Source organism: Massilia sp. MP_M2, from assembly GCF_039123635.1.
GTDB lineage: Bacteria > Pseudomonadota > Gammaproteobacteria > Burkholderiales > Burkholderiaceae_D > Telluria.
Genome location: NZ_JBCHJF010000001.1, coordinates 211,020 through 230,237 on the forward strand (window position 1 = coordinate 211,020; position 19,218 = coordinate 230,237).

The window sequence follows — 19,218 nt, forward strand, 5'->3', positions numbered from 1 at the left end:
AATATGAATCATGACTAACCAAGTCGGCATTGATATGAACAGCGATTCGGAAGGCGACGAGCTGCTTCAGTACAACCCGAATCGCCTGCTCGATACGCTGATCGAAAACCTGCGCCTGAAAAATGACGCAGCGCTGTCGCGCGCGCTGGAAGTGGCGCCGCCGGTAATTTCCAAAATCCGTCACCACCGCCTGCCGGTCGGCGCATCGCTGCTGATTCGCATGCACGAAGTGAGCGACCTGTCGATCCGTGACCTGCGCTACCTGATGGGCGATCGCCGTGCGAAATTCCGCATCAGCGACAAGCAGTTCAAGCCAAAAGAAGGCGCAGTTCCGGCAATGAAGGACTGATCAACGCCGGGCGCTTCACGGCGCCTGCGTTTGTCGTCTGGCCAGGATTGAACGGGCCGTCGCCATGTGGCACAGCCTGTACCAGTAGTGCATACGCCCGCGCGGGCGTATGAGCCGCCGCATTGGCGGACGACCGAAGGAAATTGGCGCAGTGCCGATGGAAAGGTCTAGGCAGTCCAAGGACTGATTTGAAGGCCGCCTGTGCACCGGGCGGCTTTTTTTATGGGCGCTGCCAACGCGGTATCTGCGTTGACCGCGCCTTTGCCTCAGGCAGGAAAAACACCCGTGGACAGATAGCGATCACCCCGGTCGCAGACGATGAACACGATGGTCGCGTTCTCGACGGTCTGCGCGATGCGCAGCGCCACCTCACAGGCGCCGGCGGCCGAGATGCCGCAGAAGATGCCCTCTTCGGCAGCCATGCGGCGCGCCATCTGCTCGGCCGCGGCCTGGCTCACGTTCTCGACCTGATCGACGCGCGCCTTGTCATAGATTTTGGGCAGGTAGGCTTCGGGCCACTTGCGGATGCCCGGAATCGACGAGCCTTCTTCGGGCTGCGCGCCGATAATGCGCACGGCCTCGTTCTGCTCTTTCAGATAACGCGATACGCCCATGATGGTGCCGGTGGTACCCATGGCGCTGACGAAGTGCGTGACGCGCCCTTCTGTGTCACGCCAGATCTCCGGGCCGGTGCTCTCGTAGTGCGCGCGCGGATTGTCGGCGTTGGCGAACTGGTCGAGGATGATGCCCTGGCCGTCTTTTTGCATCTGCTCGGCCATGTCGCGCGCGTATTCCATGCCGCCGGACTTCGGCGTGAGGATGATCTGCGCGCCATACGCGGCCATGCTCTGGCGGCGTTCGATCGACAGGTTGTCGGGCATCAGGAGGATCATCTTGTAGCCAAGGATCGCCGCCGCCATCGCCAGCGCGATGCCGGTGTTGCCGCTGGTCGCTTCGATCAGCGTGTCGCCGGGCTTGATCTGGCCGCGCAGTTCGGCGCCGCGCAGCATCGACATGGCAGCCCGGTCCTTGACCGAACCGGCCGGATTGTTGCCTTCGAGCTTACCCAGGATGATGTTGTTGCGGGCCGCGCTCTCTGCGCCCGGCAGGCGCTGCAGTTGCACGAGCGGCGTGTTGCCGATCGTGGATTCGATGGTCTTGTATGCCATTGCGTTCTCTATTCCTTGCGATACCAAAACACCATTTTAATCCGAGATGCACAGCCGCGTCGGCGCAGCCGCCGGGCGCGACGGCAAACGGCAGCAGAGCGTGGTGTTCAGCGCGTACCCTGGCGCGTCAGCTGGCCCGGCATGGGATTCGGACTCGTGAAGACACCGCAAATGCGGTTGACATCAATGACGGGCTCTTTCGCATCGGATGCGAAGTTGGTGACGCGGCTTCGGCGCACCGCCAGTTTCCTTTTCGCCTGCTCGCACTCGTACGAGTTCGGGTCACCTTGCGGCGGCGCGATCGAGCCGACCGGCTGGGCCGCACCTGCCTGCAGCCCCCCACGCGCGTCTTCTGCACGCCAGCCCTGCACCGGCGCGGGAGCATACCGCGCCGCCTGCGTTTCGTGCGGCGCAGGTGCGATGACTGGCGGAAGTGCCTCCATCGTCGTGCGCTGCGCGCTGCGGGCGCAGCCCGAGTCGGAATACGTCTTCGCCCCGGTTTTGGGATCGACGCATTTGTAGACCTGGGCCGCGGCCGGCAGCGCGACTGCGCTCACGCCCACCGCAATGATGCAGATGACGATGGACGATTTCACGATAGCGTTACCGGCTCAGCGCAGCGGCAGCGGATACGTCGCGACGCTGACGTTGCCATCCTTGTCGACCGCCTGCACGCCAAAGAACACATTGTCTTTCGACAGGTCGAGCGTGGCTTCCGTCACGTTGCCAACCCACTTTGCACCTTCCCAATTCGCGGCCGTCGTGTCGCGCCAGACGATGCGGTAGCCGGCCAGATCGGGCTCGCCGTTCGCCTTCCAGACCAGCGTCGAATCATTCGTCAGGCCTGCGGTGCGCAGCTTGACCTCTTGCGGGGCGGCAGGCGCCAGCGCGAGCGAGGCCATCGCAGCGCCGTTCACGCGCGTGACCTTGGCGATGTAGTCGAAGTCGACATGGTCGATCGTGTCGCCGTACACCTTGCCGTTCTCGGTGCGCAGGTCCTGGTGCTGGTGCGCGAAGTCTTCTGCGGGTTCGGTAAAGCGCAGGGCGGCGTAACCCTGCTCCAGGAACGGCATGTGGTCGCCCCCGCGCAGATAGCGGTCAGGGCGCTGGATCACGCTGACCTTGAAGCCTTTGACGTAGCGCTCGCCCTGCTCCTTCGTGTGGCGCGCGAGCTGGCGCGAGAGCGAATCGTTCTCGCCGCCCGTGGCCACCAGCTGGCGCACGGTCTCGCTCATTTCCTTGGTCGCCGGAATACTCTGGGCGAACAGGCGCACCTGCTTGTTATCGACCTTGCCATCGTCGCCCTTCGAGCTGCCGATGATGTCGTTGGTGAACATGCCGGCCACGTTCCAGTTCTTTTCACGGGCGCCAACGGCCCAGTGGCGAGCGCCGATCAGGCCCTGCTCTTCGGCGGCCACGGCCATGAACACGAGCGTCGCGTCGAACTTGTATTTGGCCATCACGCACGCCAGTTCCATGATCGCGGCGGTGCCGGAGGCATCGTCGTTCGCGCCCGGCGCGTCCGAGGTGGCATCCATCACGTCCGAGGCGCGCGAATCGTAGTGGCCGCTGACGACGTACATGCGCTCTTTGGAGGCAGCCTGCGTGCCCGGCAGCGTCGCGACGACGTTGACGATCTCGGTCGGCTTGGTGATGCGCGCCGAGACGGGCGCCACGTGGCTGTCGTAGGTAACCTGCAAGGGCGTGCCGGCGCCGCAGCGCTCGAGCTCGGCCTTGATCCAGCGGCGGGCAGCGCCGATGCCGCGCGTGGGCGATTCGGTCTCGGACATCGTGTGGCGCGTGCCGAAGCTGACCAGCTTGCGGATATGGCCTTCGATGCGATGCTGCGAGACTTCAGCGAGGATCTTGCTGATCTGGGCTTGCTGCGCGCTGATGTCGGGTTGTTTCGGTGTGACGTGTGCAGCCGCAGTAGTCACCGGCGTAGCGGCAGACGCGACGCCTGCAGCAGCTAGCAGGGCTGCCAGCAAGGCGGTTGAGACACGGGCTGAGACACGGGCTGAGACACTGGCTGAAACACGGGCTGAAACACGGGCTGAAACACGGGCTGAGACACCGGCTGAAACACGATTTGAAACACGGGCGTGAGGCATGACGACCTTTCTGATGTTGATGTTCAAGCACTATCTTGAAGAGCTGGAACATCTTGCCACGCGCCCGTGACGCTGTCAGTCAATACATATCATGTTGCGGTTTTGGCGTCGACCGGTTTGGCGGCCGACTTGTCGCCCTTGGCGGCGGCGGGCTTGGCCGCTGCGCCTTCCTTGCCCTTGCCATTGACCACCAGCCCGGACTGGCTCAGTTTGGCGGCCTTTTTCTCGCCCATGCCCTTGACGCGCGTTTGCAGGTCGGCCCAGTCCTTGAACTCGCCCTTGGCGCGCTCGTCAAGGATGGCCTTGGACATGCTCGGCCCCACACCCTTGACGCCATCGAGGGCGGCAACGTCGGCCTTGTTCACGTCGACCTGGGCAAACGCGATACCGCTCGAGACGGCCAGCGCGGCGAAGGCAAGCATCAGTTTCTTGATCATCGAAATTTCTCCGTTGGTTGTAGACGCTGGACGGCGACGCCGCCCATCGGTCTTCCAACGGATCACCCGGCGCGTCGTTGACGGGCCGGGCTTGAGGCAGGTCAAGCGCGACTCAACCCGGAAACAGCTCGTCGCGCGTCACGGTGGCCGTGCCCAGCTTGCCAACGACGATACCGCCGGCGCGGTTGGCCGTTACCAGCGCTTCGCCCAGCGGCGCGCCCGTGCCCAGCATCGTGGCCAGTGTCGCAATCACGGTGTCACCGGCGCCCGAGACGTCGAACACTTCGCGCGCATCGGCGTTAACATGCAGCACTTCATCGGCCGTAAACAGGCTCATGCCTTCTTCGGAGCGCGTCAGCAGCAGCGCATCCAGGCCAAGCTCCATGCGCAGCGCCTGCGCTTTTTCGAGCAATTGCGTCTCGTTCTTCCAGCCGCCGACGACGCGCTGCAGTTCGGCGCGGTTCGGTGTCAGGATGCTCGCGCCCTTGTACGGCGTGAAATCGTCGCCTTTCGGGTCGACCAGCACGATCTTGCCCGCAGCGCGCGCCAGCGCGATCATCTCGGCGACATTGACCAGCGCACCCTTGTTGTAATCGGACAGGATGATCACGTCGTACTGGGGCAGCAGTGCCTTGAACTGGCTGAGCTTATCGCGCAGCACGGTCTCGGTCGGTGCATCTTCGAAGTCGATGCGCACCATCTGCTGCTGGCGGCCGATGACACGCAGCTTGATGATGGTCGAGATCGCTTCGTCCCGCTTGAGGTAGCTGTGGATGCCCGCGCCCTGCAGCAGGCGCTCGACCTCGTCGCCCGCCTCGTCGGCCCCAGCCACGCCTAGCAGGCCCGTGTAAGCGCCCAGCGCGGCGGCATTGCGCGCCACGTTGGCGGCGCCGCCCAGGCGCTCCTCGCGCCGCTCGATGCGCACGACGGGCACCGGCGCTTCCGGCGAGATACGCGAGACCTCGCCAAACCAATAGCGGTCGAGCATCACATCGCCCACCACCAGCAGGCGCACGGCGGACAGTTCAGGAGCCGCCTGCTGGCGGTAGTCGTCGGCCACCAGCAGGCGGCTTGGGGTCATGGTCATGGCACTTGTGCTTGTCATTCAGATCGTTCGATACACCGTCAGTTCATCACATTGAGTTCTTCGGTGCGGCGTGGCGGGTACGAATCCCAGCGGTTGCAGCCCGGGCATTGCCAGTAGAACTGGCGCGCCTTGAAACCGCAGTGGCTGCACTGGTAGCGCGCCAGCTTCTGCGTGTAACGCTGCACCAGATTCTTGACCATCGACAGCTCTTCCCAGACATGGGCCGGCGCATCCATCAAGCGCGCTTCAAGCAATTTATCCAGGCCGAGCAGCGTCGGATTGCGGCGCAACTCTTCCACCACCAGGCCCTTGGCCGCTTCGACGCCATCGAGCTCGATGACGGCCTTGAACACCACTTCGATCAGGTCGATCGATGAGGCCTCGGCCAGGTACGAGCGCAGCAGGTTCACGCCCTCCTGTGGCCGGCCCACCTTGCGGTAGCCATCCATCAGGCGCGCAGCGACCAGGGCCACGTGCGGCACGCTTTGCTGCTCCACTCGGCGCCAGGTCTTGAGCGCTTCTTCCACGTCGCCCTGGGCCAGCAGCGCGTCGCCGCGCAGGATCGTGGCGCGCACGCTGTGGCGGTTGGCCTCGAGCGCCTTGTCCAGCAGCAGCATGGCATCGCTCGGCGCCATGTGCACCAGCGCGTCGGCCGCCAGTTCGCAGTAGAACTGGGCGATCTCGATCTGGCGCGCACCGGCGCCGGAGGCCTGCAAGTCCTGGGCGGCCTCGATGGCGCGCTTCCATTCTTTTTCGCGCTGGTAGATTTCCAGCAGCGAGCGGCGCGCTTGCACCGCGTACGGTGTGTCGGCCAAACCATTGAACGATTCCTCGGCGCGGTCCAGCAGGCCCGCCTTCAGATAGTCGATACCCAGTTCGTACTGCGCGTGCGCTTTTTCTTCGCTCGGCAAGTCGGGACGCGCCAGCAGGTTCTGGTGCACGCGAATGGCGCGCTCGGTTTCGCCGCGGCGGCGAAACAGATTGCCCAGCGCAAAGTGCATATCGCTCGATTCAGGATCGAGCTTGACGATCTCGATGAACGAGTCGATGGCTTTGTCGGGCTGGTCGTTGAGCAGGTGGTTCAGGCCCTTGAAGTAGCCACGCGGCAGCGTGCGCGACTCGGAGACCACCTCATTGATGTCGACCCGGGCAGCAAGCCAGCCCAGGCCAAAGAAGAAGGGGATGCCAAGCAGCATCCAGAGTTCGAAATCCATGGTGTTCTTGTTGTTAGTGGCGGGGTGCAACCGGTGGAACGGCATCCGGCGGCGGTGGCGTGGTGGCAACCACCCCGGTGCCGGCGGCGCTTTGCAGTGCCTGGATGGTGTATTTGTGCTGCCACTTTTCGCGGCGCTGGCGGAACACGGTCGGCGCCAGTGCCAGGATGCCGAACGCGGCGCCGGCGATAAAGAACGCCAGCAGCATCAGCACGAGGGGGCCACGCAGTTCATAGTCGAGGAAAAAATGCAGGTCGACCTCTTTCGTGTTTTTCAGCGCGAAGCCGAAAAACAGGATGAACAGGACAAATCCGACAATGGTCGAGACGAATTTCATCAACAGGTTCCGCTGGACAATGGTGTAAGGGCGAAGTGTCGCACATCCACCATGATATTTCAAAACAGCGTGCGGCGTTGGGCCGCTGTTTGCCTCGAAAGGCCATAAAAAAACGGCATCCTCGCGGATGCCGTTTCTTGGTGCCAGCACTGACTCAATCGTTGATGATCGGTTGTCCGACCATCGCGTCCACCTGCTCGCGCAACTGCTTGCCCGGTTTGAAGTGCGGCACCCGTTTTTCGGGCACCATCACCTTGTCGCCGGACTTCGGATTGCGACCGATGCGCGGTGGACGGCTGTTCAGCGAAAAACTGCCGAAACCACGGATCTCGATGCGTTGCCCGGTCGCCAGGGCGTTGGTCATCGCATCGAGGATGGTCTTGACAGCAAACTCCGCATCCTTTGCCACCAGCTGAGAATAACGCTCAGCCAGTCGGTTGATCAGCTCGGATTTGGTCATCTGCGCAGCTCCTCAGGAGATCCTGATCATTCTTGCTTAGTTCTTATTATCGAACTTGGCCTTGAGCAGTGCGCCCAGGCTGGTCGTGCCCGAAGCAGCGCTGTTGTCGTTCGACAGCTTGCTCATGGCTTCTTGCGTATCGACGTTGTCTTTCGCCTTGATCGACAGCTGGATGCTGCGAGCCTTGCGATCGATGTTGATCACCAGAGCTTCGACGCTGTCGCCGACTTTCAGGTGGGTGCCAGCATCTTCAACGCGGTCACGCGAGATTTCCGAAGCGCGCAGGTAGCCTTCGACTTCTTCCGACAGCGAGATCACGGCGCCTTTTGGCTCAACCGATTTCACGGTGCCGGTGACCAGCGAACCCTTGTCGTTCATCGACGAGTAGGTGTTGAACGGGTCGCCTTCGAGTTGCTTCACGCCCAGCGAAACACGCTCGCGCTCGACGTCGATGGCCAGCACCACGGCTTCCAGTTCGTCGCCTTTCTTGAAGCGACGCACGGCTTCTTCGCCGGCTTCGGTCCAGGACAGGTCCGACAGGTGCACCAGACCATCGATGTTGCCTGGCAGGCCGATGAACACGCCGAAGTCGGTGATCGACTTGATCGAACCCTTGACCTTGTCGCCTTTTTTGTGGGTCATGCCGAAGTCGTCCCATGGGTTCGCTTTGCACTGCTTCATGCCCAGCGAAATACGGCGGCGCTCTTCGTCGATCTCCAGAACCATGACTTCCACTTCGTCGCCCAGCTGGACAACTTTGTTTGGTGCCACGTTCTTGTTGGTCCAGTCCATTTCGGACACGTGGACCAGACCTTCGATACCCTGCTCGACTTCGACGAATGCGCCATAGTCGGTGAGGTTCGTGACTTTACCGAACAGGCGGGTGCTCTGTGGGTAACGACGCGACAGACCGGTCCATGGATCGTCGCCCAGCTGCTTGACGCCCAGCGAGACGCGGTTCTTCTCTTGATCGTACTTGAGGACCTTGGCGGTGATCTCTTGGCCAACCGACAGGACTTCGGATGGGTGACGCACACGACGCCATGCCAGATCGGTGATGTGCAGCAGGCCATCGATGCCGCCCAGGTCGACGAATGCGCCATAGTCGGTGATGTTCTTGACGATACCGGTAACCACGGTACCTTCTTTCAGCGTTTCCATCAGCTTCTGACGCTCTTCGCCCATCGATGCTTCGATGACAGCGCGGCGCGACAGCACGACGTTGTTACGCTTGCGGTCCAGCTTGATGACCTTGAATTCGAGGGTCTTGCCTTCGAATGGGGTCGTGTCCTTGACTGGACGGGTGTCAACCAGCGAACCCGGCAGGAACGCGCGGATGCCGTTGGTCAGAACGGTCAGGCCGCCCTTGACTTTGCCATTGACGGTACCGGTGACGATCTCGCCCGATTCCATTGCTTTTTCCAGCGCCAGCCACGAAGCCAGACGTTTGGCTTTGTCGCGCGACAGGATGGTGTCGCCAAAGCCGTTTTCCAGCGACTCGATGGCCACGGAAACGAAGTCGCCAACTGCGACTTCCAGTTCGCCCTGGTCATTCTTGAATTCTTCGATTGGAATGAATGCTTCCGACTTCAGGCCTGCGTTGACGATCACGAAATTGTGATCCAGACGCACGACTTCAGCCGAAATGACTTCGCCCGAACGCATGTCTTGACGCGACAGCGATTCCTCGAAGAGGGCGGCAAAGCTTTCCATACCAGTATCTTGGGTAGTTGCAGTTGACATAAAAAAGTTGGTTATTTCATGTGAGCCAGCAGGCCGACGATAGTGCGGACTGAACTGGGTTAGGTTAAAACACGCTTGCGATGGCCAATATGCTGTCGCAAGCACCAAAGGACAAGGTCTTTGACTGCCATCTTCCAACAACGAAGATACCAGCGTGAAGACCATCGTCCCCACCCAGGCGGGGCTCCAGATTTACTTGCAAACCACCATGGCGATGACTCAAGCCAATGGTGACGCATCGAACCGGGATTCCCGCCTGCGCGGGAATGACGTTCAGGCGCTGCTGCCTACCGGTTTGGACTGCAACCGACCGACACCACCGCCACCACGTCATTCAAAGTCTTATTTCTGCGCATACCAGGTCAGGACTTGCTCGACCGCCTGGTCGACCCCCATCGCGGAGGTATCCAGAGTATGTGCATCAGCTGCTGCGACCAGGGGAGCGACTGCGCGGCCAGTGTCGCGTTCGTCTCTAGCCCGTAAATCTGCCAGCAGGTCGTTCATATTAGCAGAAAAGCCTTTGTCAATCAATTGCTTATAGCGGCGTTGCGCGCGCGCCTCAGCACTTGCAGTCAGGAATACTTTGAGCTTGGCGGTGGGAAAGATCACCGTGCCCATATCGCGGCCATCGGCCACCAGTCCCGGCGTCTGGCGAAAGCCCAGTTGCAGGTCCAACAGCGCCTTGCGCACACTCGGCAGCGCGGCAATCCTGGACGCCATATTACCCACCTCTTCCGCGCGGATCGCGTGGCTCACGTCTTCCTGCGCCAGGTAGATCACGTCACCCTGGAAGCGCGCCGGCAGCTGCTCGGCCAGCTTTGCGATGCCCGCTTCGTCCGACAGCGGCAGCGCGCCGCGCAGCGCCTGCAGCGCCGTCAGGCGATACAGCGCGCCCGAATCGAGCAGGTGAAAACCCAGGCGGTCGGCGACGCGGCTGGCCACGGTGCCCTTGCCGGAAGCGGTCGGGCCGTCGATGGTGATGACTGGTACGTTGGAATTGGGCATGGGCTCGGGACGGGTCAGTTAAAACAGCTCGTTGCGCGCGATGCCCGCAAACGCTTCGAAATAGTCGGGAAAGGTCTTGGCGACGCACTTCGGGTCGTTGATGCGCATCGCGTTGCCGCGCCGCGCCTTGCCGTCGAGGGACGCCAGCGAAAAGCACATCGCCATACGGTGGTCGTCGTAGGTGTCGATCGTGGCGGGCTTGAGTTCTTCCGGCGGCGTGATGCGAATGTAATCTGGCCCCTCCTCCACCTCGGCGCCCACCTTGCGCAGTTCGGTCGCCATCGCGCTCAGGCGATCGGTTTCCTTCACGCGCCAGCTGGCGATATTGCGCAGCGTGCTCGGGCCGTCGGCGTACAGCGCCGCCACCGCAATCGTCATCGCTGCATCCGGGATGTGGTTGAAGTCAGCGTCGATGGCTTTCAGCACGCCATTGGACTGCACCTCGATCCAGTTCTCGCCCCGTGTAACGATGGCGCCCATGCGTTCGAGCGCATCGGCAAAGCGTACGTCGCCCTGGATGCTGTGCTCACCGACACCTTCGACGCGCACCGGCCCGCCCGCGATCGCGCCGGCCGCCAGAAAATACGACGCCGATGAAGCATCGCCTTCGACGTGGATCGTGCCCGGACTCCGATACCGTTGGCCCGGTTGCACGGTGAACGAGGCCCAGCCATTCTGCTCGACCTCGACGCCGAAGCGGCGCATCAGGTTCAGCGTGATCTCGATATACGGCTTGGAAATCAGCTCGCCGACGACGTCGATCGAGACCGGATGCGTGGTGGCCATCAGCGGCGCGGCCATCAGCAGCGCGGTCAGGAACTGGCTCGACACATTGCCGCGCACGGCCATGCGGTTGGCCGTGATGTGGCCGCGACGGATGCGCAGCGGCGGAAAGCCTGCTTCGCCCGTGTACTCGATCTGCGCGCCGACGGCGTTGAGCGCGTCGACCAGATCACCGATCGGGCGCTCGTGCATGCGCGAGACGCCGTGCAACGTGTAGTCGCCGCCGATCACGGCCAGCGCCGCCGTCAGCGGCCGGATCGCGGTGCCGGCATTGCCCATGAACAGATCGGCCGCAGACTCGGGCAGCACGCCGCCATTGCCATGCACGATGACCGTGCGTTCGTCGACTTCGTCCCAGCAGATGCCCAGCGAACGCAGCGCGCCCAGCATGACCATCGTGTCGTCCGACGCGAGCATGTCGTGGATCGTGGTCGCGCCCTCGGACAGTGCGGCCAGCAGCAGCGTGCGGTTCGAGATGCTCTTGGACCCCGGCAGCCGCACCGTGCCCGCCGCGTGGAGCACGGGTTCGAGGTCGATATGTTGCGGATAGTGTTTTTGCTGCGTCATGTGTTTTCCTGAATAGGCGCGCGCAGCGCATTTTGCCCGTGGCCAGCTTCGATGGCGATCTGCCACTCGTGGCGGGCGCGCTGCGCGTTCGCATAAATATCGTGCAATCCGGCCCCATCGCCGGCGGCCAGCATGGCCCGCATCGACGTCAATTGTGCCAGATAGGCATCGAGCTCGGTCAGCAGCGCGGCACGGTTGGCCAGGCTGATGTCGCGCCACATTTCGGGCGAGGAACCGGCGATGCGCGTGAAGTCGCGAAAGCCGCTGGCGGCGTATTGAAACAGCATCGCGGCGTGCGGCTTGCCGGCGAGGTCGTCCACCAGCGCGTAGGCCAGCAAATGCGGCAGATGGCTGACGGCAGCGAACACGCGGTCATGGTCTTCCGGCGTCAATTGGTGGATCACGGCGCCGCAGGCGCGCCAGGCGGCGGCGACACGTTCGACGTCGAGCGGCGCGTTTTCGGGCAACGGCGTGAGCACCGCCTTCTTGCCTTGGTACAGGCCAGCCAGCGCGGCATCTGGGCCGTTCGCTTCGCTGCCCGCGATCGGGTGGCCGGGCACGAACTGGGATACCCGCTCGCCGAGCGCCGTGCGGGCTGCCGCGACCACGTCGCATTTGGTGCTGCCGGCGTCGGTGACGATCGTGCCGGGTGCCAGATGCGGCAGCAGCGCGGCCAGGATCGGCCCCGTCTGCGCTACCGGTGCGGCCAGCATGACCAGGTCGGCGCCTTGCAACGCATCGGCGTAGTCGTCGCCGACCCGGTCGATGATGCCAAGGGCAAGTGCCCGGGCCAGTGCCTCGGGATGCCGACCGATGCCGACCACTTCCCGCACCTGCCCGGCGCGTTTGAGCGCCAGCGCGAACGAACCGCCGATCAGGCCGACGCCGACGATAACGATCTTGTCCAGCATTTAGCCAAGCGCCTTCTTCAGCGCCTCGATGAAGGCGGCGTTCTCGTGCGGCAGGCCGATCGAGATGCGCAGCCACTGCGGCAGGCCGTAGTTGCCGACCGGGCGCACGATCACGCCCTGCTTGAGCAGCGCCACGTTCACGCGCGCACCGGCGCCATCGTCGTCGCCAACCCGCACCAGCACGAAGTTGCCGAACGACGGCACGTACTCGAGCCCAAGCTCTTCGAAGGCGGCGATCATCTGGCGATAGCCGTCGGCATTGTTGCGCGCGCCCTGCTCCAGGAACGCCGTGTCGTTCAGCGCCGCGACCGCAGCGGCCTGCGCCAGCGAATTGACGTTGAATGGCTGGCGGATGCGGTTCATCAGATCGGTGACGGCTGGCTGCGCGATGGCAAAGCCCACGCGCAGGCCCGCCAGGCCATAGGCCTTCGAGAAGGTGCGCGACACGATCAGGTTCGGGTAGGTGCGCACCCAGGCGCTCGACTCGAACTGGTCTTCCGGCGCCAGGTATTCGTTGTAGGCTTCGTCCAGCACGACGATCACGTGCGCCGGCACTTTTTGCAGGAACGCTTCGATCTGCGCGGCCGGGATGAACGTACCGGTCGGGTTGTTCGGGTTGGCGACGTACACCAGGCGCGTATCGGCATCGATGGCGGCCGCCATCGCATCGAGGTCGTGACCATAATCGACAGCCGGCACGACGATCGCGCGGCCACCGACGCCTTGCGTGGCCAGCGCATACACGGCAAACGAGTACTGCGAATACACGACGGCTTCGCCTTTTTGCACGAAGGCGTGCGCCGCGATCTCGAGGATGTCGTTGCTGCCGTTGCCGAGCGTGAGCCATTCGAGCGGCACGTCGTAGCGCTTGGCCAGTGCGGTCTTCAGGTCGAAGCCGTTGGCGTCCGGGTAGCGACCCAGATCGGCTGCCGCTTCGAGCATCGCGGCGCGGCTCGATGCCGGCATGCCGAACGGGTTTTCGTTCGACGCCAGCTTGACGATGTTCGCTTCGTCGAGGCCATATTCGCGGGCCACTTCGGCGATCGGTTTGCCGGCCTGGTACGGGGCGATGGCACGGATGTATTCGGGACCAAATGTCGACATGAAAATCTCTCTCGTAATCGTTTAAAGGCTTTGCGGGTAGGACCCCAGCACCTTGAAGAAGGCGGCGTTGTCCTTGAGTTCCTCGAGCGCGCGCGCAACGGCAGCGTCGTGCACGTGGCCCTCGATGTCGACATAGAAGTAATACTCCCAGGTGCCGATGCGGGCCGGGCGCGACTCGAAACGCGTCATCGACACGCCGTGTTTTTCAAGAGGCGCGAGCAGGTTGTAGACGGCGCCGGCCTTGTTCGGCACGGCCAGCACGATCCCGGTGCGGTCCTTGCCGGACGGGCCGGTCTGCAACTGGCCGATCACGACGAAGCGCGTGCGGTTGTGCGGATCGTCCTGGATGTGGGCCTGCACGACGCCCAGTCGATACTGCTCGCCCGCCATCTCGCTGGCAATTGCGGCGACTGTCGGATCCTGGCTGGCCAGTACCGCCGCCTCGGCGTTCGACGCGACCGCGCGGCGCTCGATGTGTGGGTAATGCTGGTTCAGCCACACCTGGCATTGTGCCAGCGCCTGCGAATGGGCGCAGACGACGGTAACGTTATCCATCGTACCGGTTTTGGTCATCAGGCTGTGATGGACGGCAATCGAGACTTCGCCGCTGATGATCGTGGTCGTTGCCAGCAGCAGGTCGAGGGTGCGGTTGATGGCGCCCTCGGACGAATTCTCGACCGGGACCACGCCAAAGTCGGCGGTGCCGGCCTCGGTCGCGCGAAACACTTCATCGATCGATACGCACGGCAGCGCGTCGATGGCCGTGCCGAACTGCTGGAACACGGCCTGCTCGCTGAAGGTGCCCGTGGGGCCGAGAAACGCGACCGTCACGCGCTTTTCGAGGGCGCGGCAGGACGACATGATCTCGCGGAAGATGGTCTGGACGTCGCTGTTCTTGAGCGGACCGGGATTGCGCTCGGCCACGCCGCGCAGCACCTGCGCTTCGCGCTCGGGGCGAAACACGGGCGCGTTGGTTTCGGCCTTCACGTGGCCGACAGCCTGCGCGACCTGGCCGCGCTCGCTCAACAGCTGGAGGATTTGTGCGTCGATCGCATCGATGCGTTCGCGCAAGGGGGTGAGTTTGTCTGTCATCGTTATGCTGGTTGGTCGATGTTGTTTGCGTTCGGGCGCATCAGCCGTGCCGTGGACGCGTGGACGGGATACCCGTCCACCCTACGGTGCATTGAACGCGCGGACCGGATACCCGCCCACCCCACACATTGTGGCGCGCGGACGGTACGCCCGCCCACCGTGCACATTGGCGTAGGGTGGACGGCTCCGCCGTCCACGCGTCCAGCCGGCCGATACGATCTACCGTCCCGCAAACGTGTTCAAATAATCGACGAGGGCTTGTACGCCCTCGATCGGCATCGCGTTGTAGATAGATGCCCGCATGCCGCCGACGGACTTGTGGCCCTTCAGTTGCAACAGCCCGCGCGCCTTCGCGCCGGCCAGGAATTGCTCGTTTTGTGATTCGTCGCGCAGGTAGAACGGGATGTTCATGCGCGAGCGGTAGGCCGGATCCACGCGGTTCGCGTAGAAATCATCGGCGTCGAGCGCGGCGTACAGCAGGCGCGCTTTTTCGATATTGATCGCTTCCATGGCCGCCACGCCGCCGCGCTGTTTCAGCCACGCGAACACGAGCCCCGCGATATAGATCGCATAGGTGGGCGGCGTGTTGTACAGCGAATCGTGTTCGGCGCAGGTCTTCCAGTGGAAGGCCGATGGGCACTGGGGCGAGGCAAAGTCGAGCAAATCATCCCGCACGATGACGAGCGTCAGGCCCGCCGGGCCGATGTTCTTTTGCGCGCCGGCGAAGATCACGCCGTACTTCGAGACGTCAATCTGGCGCGACAGGATGTGCGACGACATGTCGGCCACGATCGGCAGATCGGCCGGCACGTCGGGCGCGTCCGGGTATTCGACGCCGTCGATGGTCTCGTTGGTGCAGATGTGCAGATACGATGCGTCGTCGCTGAGGCGCCAGGTGTCGCGCGCTGGCACGCGGGTGAAGTGCTCTGGTTCGCTCGATGCCGCGATGTTCACGCGCGCAAAGCGCGCCGCTTCCTTGAGCGACTTGCCCGACCAGGTACCGGTGTGGACGAAGTCGATCACCGGATCTAGCCGGCGCCCGGCCAGGTTGAGGGGCACGATGGCGTTCTGCCCGAGCCCCCCGCCCTGCTGGAACAGGATCTTGTAATTGGCCGGCACGTTCAGCAGCTCGCGCAGGTCAGCCAGCGCCTGGCGGTGGATGCTGGAGAATTCAGGACCACGGTGGCTCATCTCCATCACCGACATGCCGCTGCCGTGCCAGTCGAGCATGTCATGCGCGGCTTGTTGCAGCACGTCTTTCGGCAGTACGGCGGGGCCGGCCGAGAAATTGAAGATCTGGGTCATGCGGTCCTTTCGTGGAGGGTTATTTGCCTTGCGCGCTCTGCATGACTTCCTGCATCAGGCCATTCAGGCGCGGCGCGACGATGCGCTGGCCGACCGCCATGCTTTCGGCGGACAGGCGCGGGCTCAGGGCCAGCATCTTGCGGCCCAGCGGCGTGCGGTAGAACGCGGTAAGTTCCTTCAGTTCGGCGACCGTGTAGTTCTTGACGTACAGCGGCGCGATCTCGACCATCATTTCGTCGATCAGTGCCGGGTCTTTGAACATGCGGCTGATGGCTTGCGACGCCACCGGCAAGACCTGCTCGACCTTGGCCAGCGAGGCTTTCTTTTTCTCGGCAGAAGCGCCCGGATCGGCGTTGATCACGGCCGTCATCTGCGCGCGCATCATCTGCGGCAGCGATTTTTCCATCTCGGCGAACGACGCGGTCATCATCTTGCGTACGTCCATTGCGTCGAGCAGTTCCTTGACGGCGGCGTTGGCTTGCGGGCTGGCGGCAGTCACGGTGGCGGTGACCGCCGGGGTCGGAGCGGCTTGGGCCATGGCAAACGACGGCGCAGCAGCGAGGGCGGCAACGATGCTCAAGGAACGAAGAAGGTGTTTCATCAGGAGTCCATGCGGGTGGCAGAGCCCATCGACTTGGGTCAATGGCCGGCCTGCCGGGCCGGCCATCCGGAATGGCAGCAGCAGGGACGACAGCACGTCCCTGCTTGTGACGATATCACTCTGGCGCCGGCTCGAACTCGACTTCTTCGAGGTCGGTTTCGACGATGCGCTGCAGGCCGGACAGCTTGGTGCCGTCTTCGACGGCGATGAGCGTCACGCCCTGGGTCGCGCGGCCCATCTCGCGGATCTCGGAGACGCGCGTACGAATCAGCACGCCGCCCGTCGTGATCAGCATGATCTCGTCGCTTGGCTCGACCAGGGTCGCCGCCACCACCTTGCCGTTACGCTCGGAGGTCTGGATGGCGATCATGCCCTTCGTACCGCGGCCATGGCGGGTGTACTCCGTGATCGGGGTACGCTTGCCGAAGCCGTTCTCGGTCGCGGTGAGCACGGTTTGCTGCTCGTTCTCGGCCACCAGCAGCGCGATGACTTCCTGGCCTTCTTCGAGGTTCATGCCACGCACGCCGCGCGCCGTACGGCCCATCGGGCGTACATCGTTCTCGTCGAAGCGCACGGCCTTGCCGGCGTCGGAGAACAGCATCACGTCGTGCTTGCCGTCGGTGAGCGCCGCGCCAACCAGCACGTCGCCCTCGTCCAGGTCGACCGCGATGATGCCGGCCTTGCGTGGATTGGAGAAGTCGCGCAGCGGCGTCTTCTTGACGGTGCCCAGCGACGTGGCCATGAAGACGTAGTGGTCTTCAGGGAAGGTGCGGTTTTCGCCCTGCAGCGGCAGCACGACGGTGATCTTCTCGTTGTCCTGCAGCGGGAACATGTTGACGATGGGCTTGCCGCGCGAGTTGCGCGAGCCTTGCGGCACTTCCCAGACCTTGAGCCAGTACATGCGGCCACGATTGCTGAAGCACAGGATGTAGTCGTGCGTGTTGGCGATGAAGAGCTGGTCGATCCAGTCGTCTTCTTTCGTTGCCATCGCCTGCTTGCCACGGCCGCCACGCTTTTGCGCGCGGTATTCGGACACCGGCTGCGACTTCATGTAGCCCGAGTGCGACAGCGTCACGACCATGTCCTGCGGCGTGATCAGGTCTTCGGTTTCGAGGTCGCTGGCATTGTGCTCGATGGCCGAACGGCGCGCATCCTTGCCGTTGTCGGCGTACTCGGATTTGATCGCCGTCATTTCATCGACGATGATCGTGGTGACGCGTTCCGGCTTGGACAGGATGTCGAGCAGGTCGGCGATATGGGTCATCACTTCCTTGTACTCGTTGACGATCTTGTCCTGCTCCAGGCCCGTCAGGCGCTGCAGGCGCATTTGCAGAATCTCTTGCGCCTGTTCGTCCGACAGCTTGTACAGGCCATCGGGCTGCATGCCGTAGTGCTTCGGCAGGTGCTCGGGACGGAAGGCTTCGATGCCGCCGGCCGCGCCCGTTTCGGTACGGTTGAGCATTTCGCGCACCATCGACGAATCCCAGGCTTGCTGCATCAGCTCGACCTTGGCGACCGGTGGCGATGGCGCCGCCTTGATGATCGCGATGAAGTCGTCGATATTGGCCAGTGCGACGGCCAGGCCTTCGAGCATGTGGCCGCGGTCGCGCGCCTTGCGCAGTTCGAACACGGTGCGGCGCGTGACGACTTCGCGGCGGTGCGACAGGAAGCACTCGAGCATCTGCTTGAGGTTCAAGAGCTTCGGCTGGCCATTGACCAGCGCCACCATGTTCATGCCGAACGTGTCTTGCAGCTGCGTTTGCTTGTACAGGTTGTTCAGCACGACTTCAGGGACTTCGCCGCGCTTGAGCTCGATCACGACGCGCATGCCCGACTTGTCGGACTCGTCGCGGATGTCGGAAATGCCTTCGAGCTTCTTGTCGCGCACGTTTTCAGCAATGCGCTCGAGCAGCGACTTCTTGTTCACCTGGTACGGCAGCTCATCGATGATGATCGCCGTGCGGGCGCCGTCGCGGCCGATTTCTTCGAAGTGGGTCTTGGCGCGCATCACGACGCGGCCACGGCCGGTGCGGTAACCGTCGCGCACGCCCGAGACGCCATAGATGATGCCGGCGGTCGGGAAGTCCGGCGCCGGGATCAGCTCGATCAGTTCGTCAATGGTGCAATCCGGGTTGTGTAGCACGTGCATCGCGCCGGCAATCACTTCGGACAGGTTGTGCGGCGGTATATTGGTGGCCATGCCGACCGCGATGCCCGACGAACCGTTGATCAACAGGTTCGGGATGCGGGTTGGCAGGACGGTCGGCTCTTTTTCCTTGCCGTCGTAGTTCGGCTGGAAGTCGACGGTGTCCTTGTCGATGTCGGCCAGGATTTCGCCGGCAATCTTGTCCAGGCGGCACTCGGTGTAACGCATTGCCGCGGCGCTGTCGCCGTCGATGGAACCGAAGTTGCCCTGGCCATCGACCAGCGTGTAGCGCAGCGAGAAATCCTGCGCCATGCGCACGAGCGTATCGTAGATCGACGAGTCGCCGTGCGGGTGGAACTTGCCCATCGTGTCGCCGACGACGCGCGCGCACTTCAGGTAAGGCCGGTTCCAGACGTTGTTCATTTCGTGCATCGCGTACAGGACGCGGCGGTGCACCGGCTTCAGGCCGTCGCGGACATCCGGCAGTGCGCGGCCCACGATCACGCTCATCGCGTAATCGAGATAGCTCTTGCGCATCTCTTCTTCGAGGGAAATCGGGACTGTTTCTTTTGCGAATTGATCCATTGGCGGGTCGACTGCTTTCAGGCGAAAGTTATAAGTTACAGCGGGCGATTCTACCACGCGTCACATAGTAGTTGCTCAATTCCGGGCCATGCCTTTTTGGCACGGGAAATCCCGCCGGGACTCACCAAAAGTTCCAGTATTGTCGTCACCAGCGCCGCCTTCTTGCATAAATGTTGCGCTTAAACAACGTCAAACAACAAATGCTCGATGTT

Annotated in this window: 18 protein-coding genes; 1 reads left to right on the forward strand and 17 read right to left on the reverse strand. The window is 63.0% G+C overall.

What is annotated here, in order from left to right:
- Positions 1 to 10 precede the first annotated feature (10 nt).
- Positions 11 to 349, forward strand: coding sequence for a hypothetical protein (locus RCH14_RS00945; protein ID WP_183550106.1), 339 nt, complete (start codon positions 11 to 13; stop codon positions 347 to 349).
- A 266-nt stretch (positions 350 to 615) separates the two neighbouring features.
- Here the strand turns inward: RCH14_RS00945 and cysM are convergent, their stop codons facing one another.
- The 17 genes from cysM to gyrA all read right to left on the reverse strand — a co-directional run bounded on the left by cysM (position 616) and on the right by gyrA (position 19,006).
- Complete coding sequence (gene cysM, locus RCH14_RS00950; protein ID WP_343024294.1) at positions 616 to 1,518, reverse strand: cysteine synthase CysM; 903 nt, start codon at positions 1,516 to 1,518, stop codon at positions 616 to 618.
- Between the two features lie 107 nt (positions 1,519 to 1,625).
- On the reverse strand, positions 1,626 to 2,114 hold the full coding sequence (locus RCH14_RS00955; RefSeq protein ID WP_343024295.1) for a DUF4124 domain-containing protein: 489 nt from the start codon (positions 2,112 to 2,114) through the stop codon (positions 1,626 to 1,628).
- Positions 2,115 to 2,129: 15 nt separating this feature from the next.
- Positions 2,130 to 3,455: a M20/M25/M40 family metallo-hydrolase gene (locus RCH14_RS00960; RefSeq protein WP_343024296.1), complete on the reverse strand. Its 1,326-nt coding sequence runs from the start codon at positions 3,453 to 3,455 to the stop codon at positions 2,130 to 2,132.
- Between the two features lie 263 nt (positions 3,456 to 3,718).
- Complete coding sequence (locus RCH14_RS00965; RefSeq protein ID WP_343024297.1) at positions 3,719 to 4,066, reverse strand: helix-hairpin-helix domain-containing protein; 348 nt, start codon at positions 4,064 to 4,066, stop codon at positions 3,719 to 3,721.
- A gap of 112 nt (positions 4,067 to 4,178) precedes the next feature.
- Complete coding sequence (gene rfaE1 / locus RCH14_RS00970; protein WP_343025017.1) at positions 4,179 to 5,147, reverse strand: D-glycero-beta-D-manno-heptose-7-phosphate kinase; 969 nt, start codon at positions 5,145 to 5,147, stop codon at positions 4,179 to 4,181.
- A gap of 44 nt (positions 5,148 to 5,191) precedes the next feature.
- Complete coding sequence (gene lapB / locus RCH14_RS00975) at positions 5,192 to 6,367, reverse strand: lipopolysaccharide assembly protein LapB (protein WP_343024298.1); 1,176 nt, start codon at positions 6,365 to 6,367, stop codon at positions 5,192 to 5,194.
- Between the two features lie 13 nt (positions 6,368 to 6,380).
- Positions 6,381 to 6,704 carry a LapA family protein gene (locus RCH14_RS00980; protein WP_343024299.1) on the reverse strand — a complete coding sequence of 108 codons (324 nt, stop codon included), beginning with the start codon at positions 6,702 to 6,704 and terminating at the stop codon, positions 6,381 to 6,383.
- Positions 6,705 to 6,858: 154 nt separating this feature from the next.
- Entirely contained in the window at positions 6,859 to 7,164 is a 306-nt protein-coding gene (locus RCH14_RS00985; RefSeq protein ID WP_183550085.1) for an integration host factor subunit beta, read from the reverse strand.
- A 36-nt stretch (positions 7,165 to 7,200) separates the two neighbouring features.
- Positions 7,201 to 8,907: a 30S ribosomal protein S1 gene (gene rpsA, locus RCH14_RS00990; RefSeq protein WP_343024300.1), complete on the reverse strand. Its 1,707-nt coding sequence runs from the start codon at positions 8,905 to 8,907 to the stop codon at positions 7,201 to 7,203.
- A 342-nt stretch (positions 8,908 to 9,249) separates the two neighbouring features.
- Positions 9,250 to 9,912, reverse strand: coding sequence for a (d)CMP kinase (cmk, locus tag RCH14_RS00995; protein ID WP_343024301.1), 663 nt, complete (start codon positions 9,910 to 9,912; stop codon positions 9,250 to 9,252).
- Between the two features lie 18 nt (positions 9,913 to 9,930).
- Positions 9,931 to 11,262, reverse strand: a complete 1,332-nt coding sequence (gene aroA / locus RCH14_RS01000; RefSeq protein ID WP_343024302.1) for a 3-phosphoshikimate 1-carboxyvinyltransferase — start codon at positions 11,260 to 11,262, stop codon at positions 9,931 to 9,933.
- On the reverse strand, positions 11,259 to 12,173 hold the full coding sequence (locus RCH14_RS01005; protein ID WP_343024303.1) for a prephenate dehydrogenase/arogenate dehydrogenase family protein: 915 nt from the start codon (positions 12,171 to 12,173) through the stop codon (positions 11,259 to 11,261). Before RCH14_RS01005 ends, aroA begins: the two co-directional genes overlap by 4 nt.
- Positions 12,174 to 13,277, reverse strand: coding sequence for a histidinol-phosphate transaminase (gene hisC, locus RCH14_RS01010; RefSeq protein ID WP_343024304.1), 1,104 nt, complete (start codon positions 13,275 to 13,277; stop codon positions 12,174 to 12,176).
- A gap of 21 nt (positions 13,278 to 13,298) precedes the next feature.
- Complete coding sequence (pheA, locus tag RCH14_RS01015) at positions 13,299 to 14,369, reverse strand: prephenate dehydratase (protein WP_343024305.1); 1,071 nt, start codon at positions 14,367 to 14,369, stop codon at positions 13,299 to 13,301.
- Positions 14,370 to 14,588: 219 nt separating this feature from the next.
- A complete protein-coding gene (gene serC / locus RCH14_RS01020) occupies positions 14,589 to 15,674 on the reverse strand; it encodes a 3-phosphoserine/phosphohydroxythreonine transaminase (RefSeq protein ID WP_343024306.1) in 1,086 nt (361 codons plus the stop codon).
- 19 nt (positions 15,675 to 15,693) lie between these two features.
- Entirely contained in the window at positions 15,694 to 16,275 is a 582-nt protein-coding gene (locus tag RCH14_RS01025; RefSeq protein WP_343024307.1) for a DUF2059 domain-containing protein, read from the reverse strand.
- Between the two features lie 115 nt (positions 16,276 to 16,390).
- Entirely contained in the window at positions 16,391 to 19,006 is a 2,616-nt protein-coding gene (gene gyrA, locus RCH14_RS01030) for a DNA gyrase subunit A (protein ID WP_343024308.1), read from the reverse strand.
- Between the last annotated feature and the right edge of the window lie 212 nt (positions 19,007 to 19,218).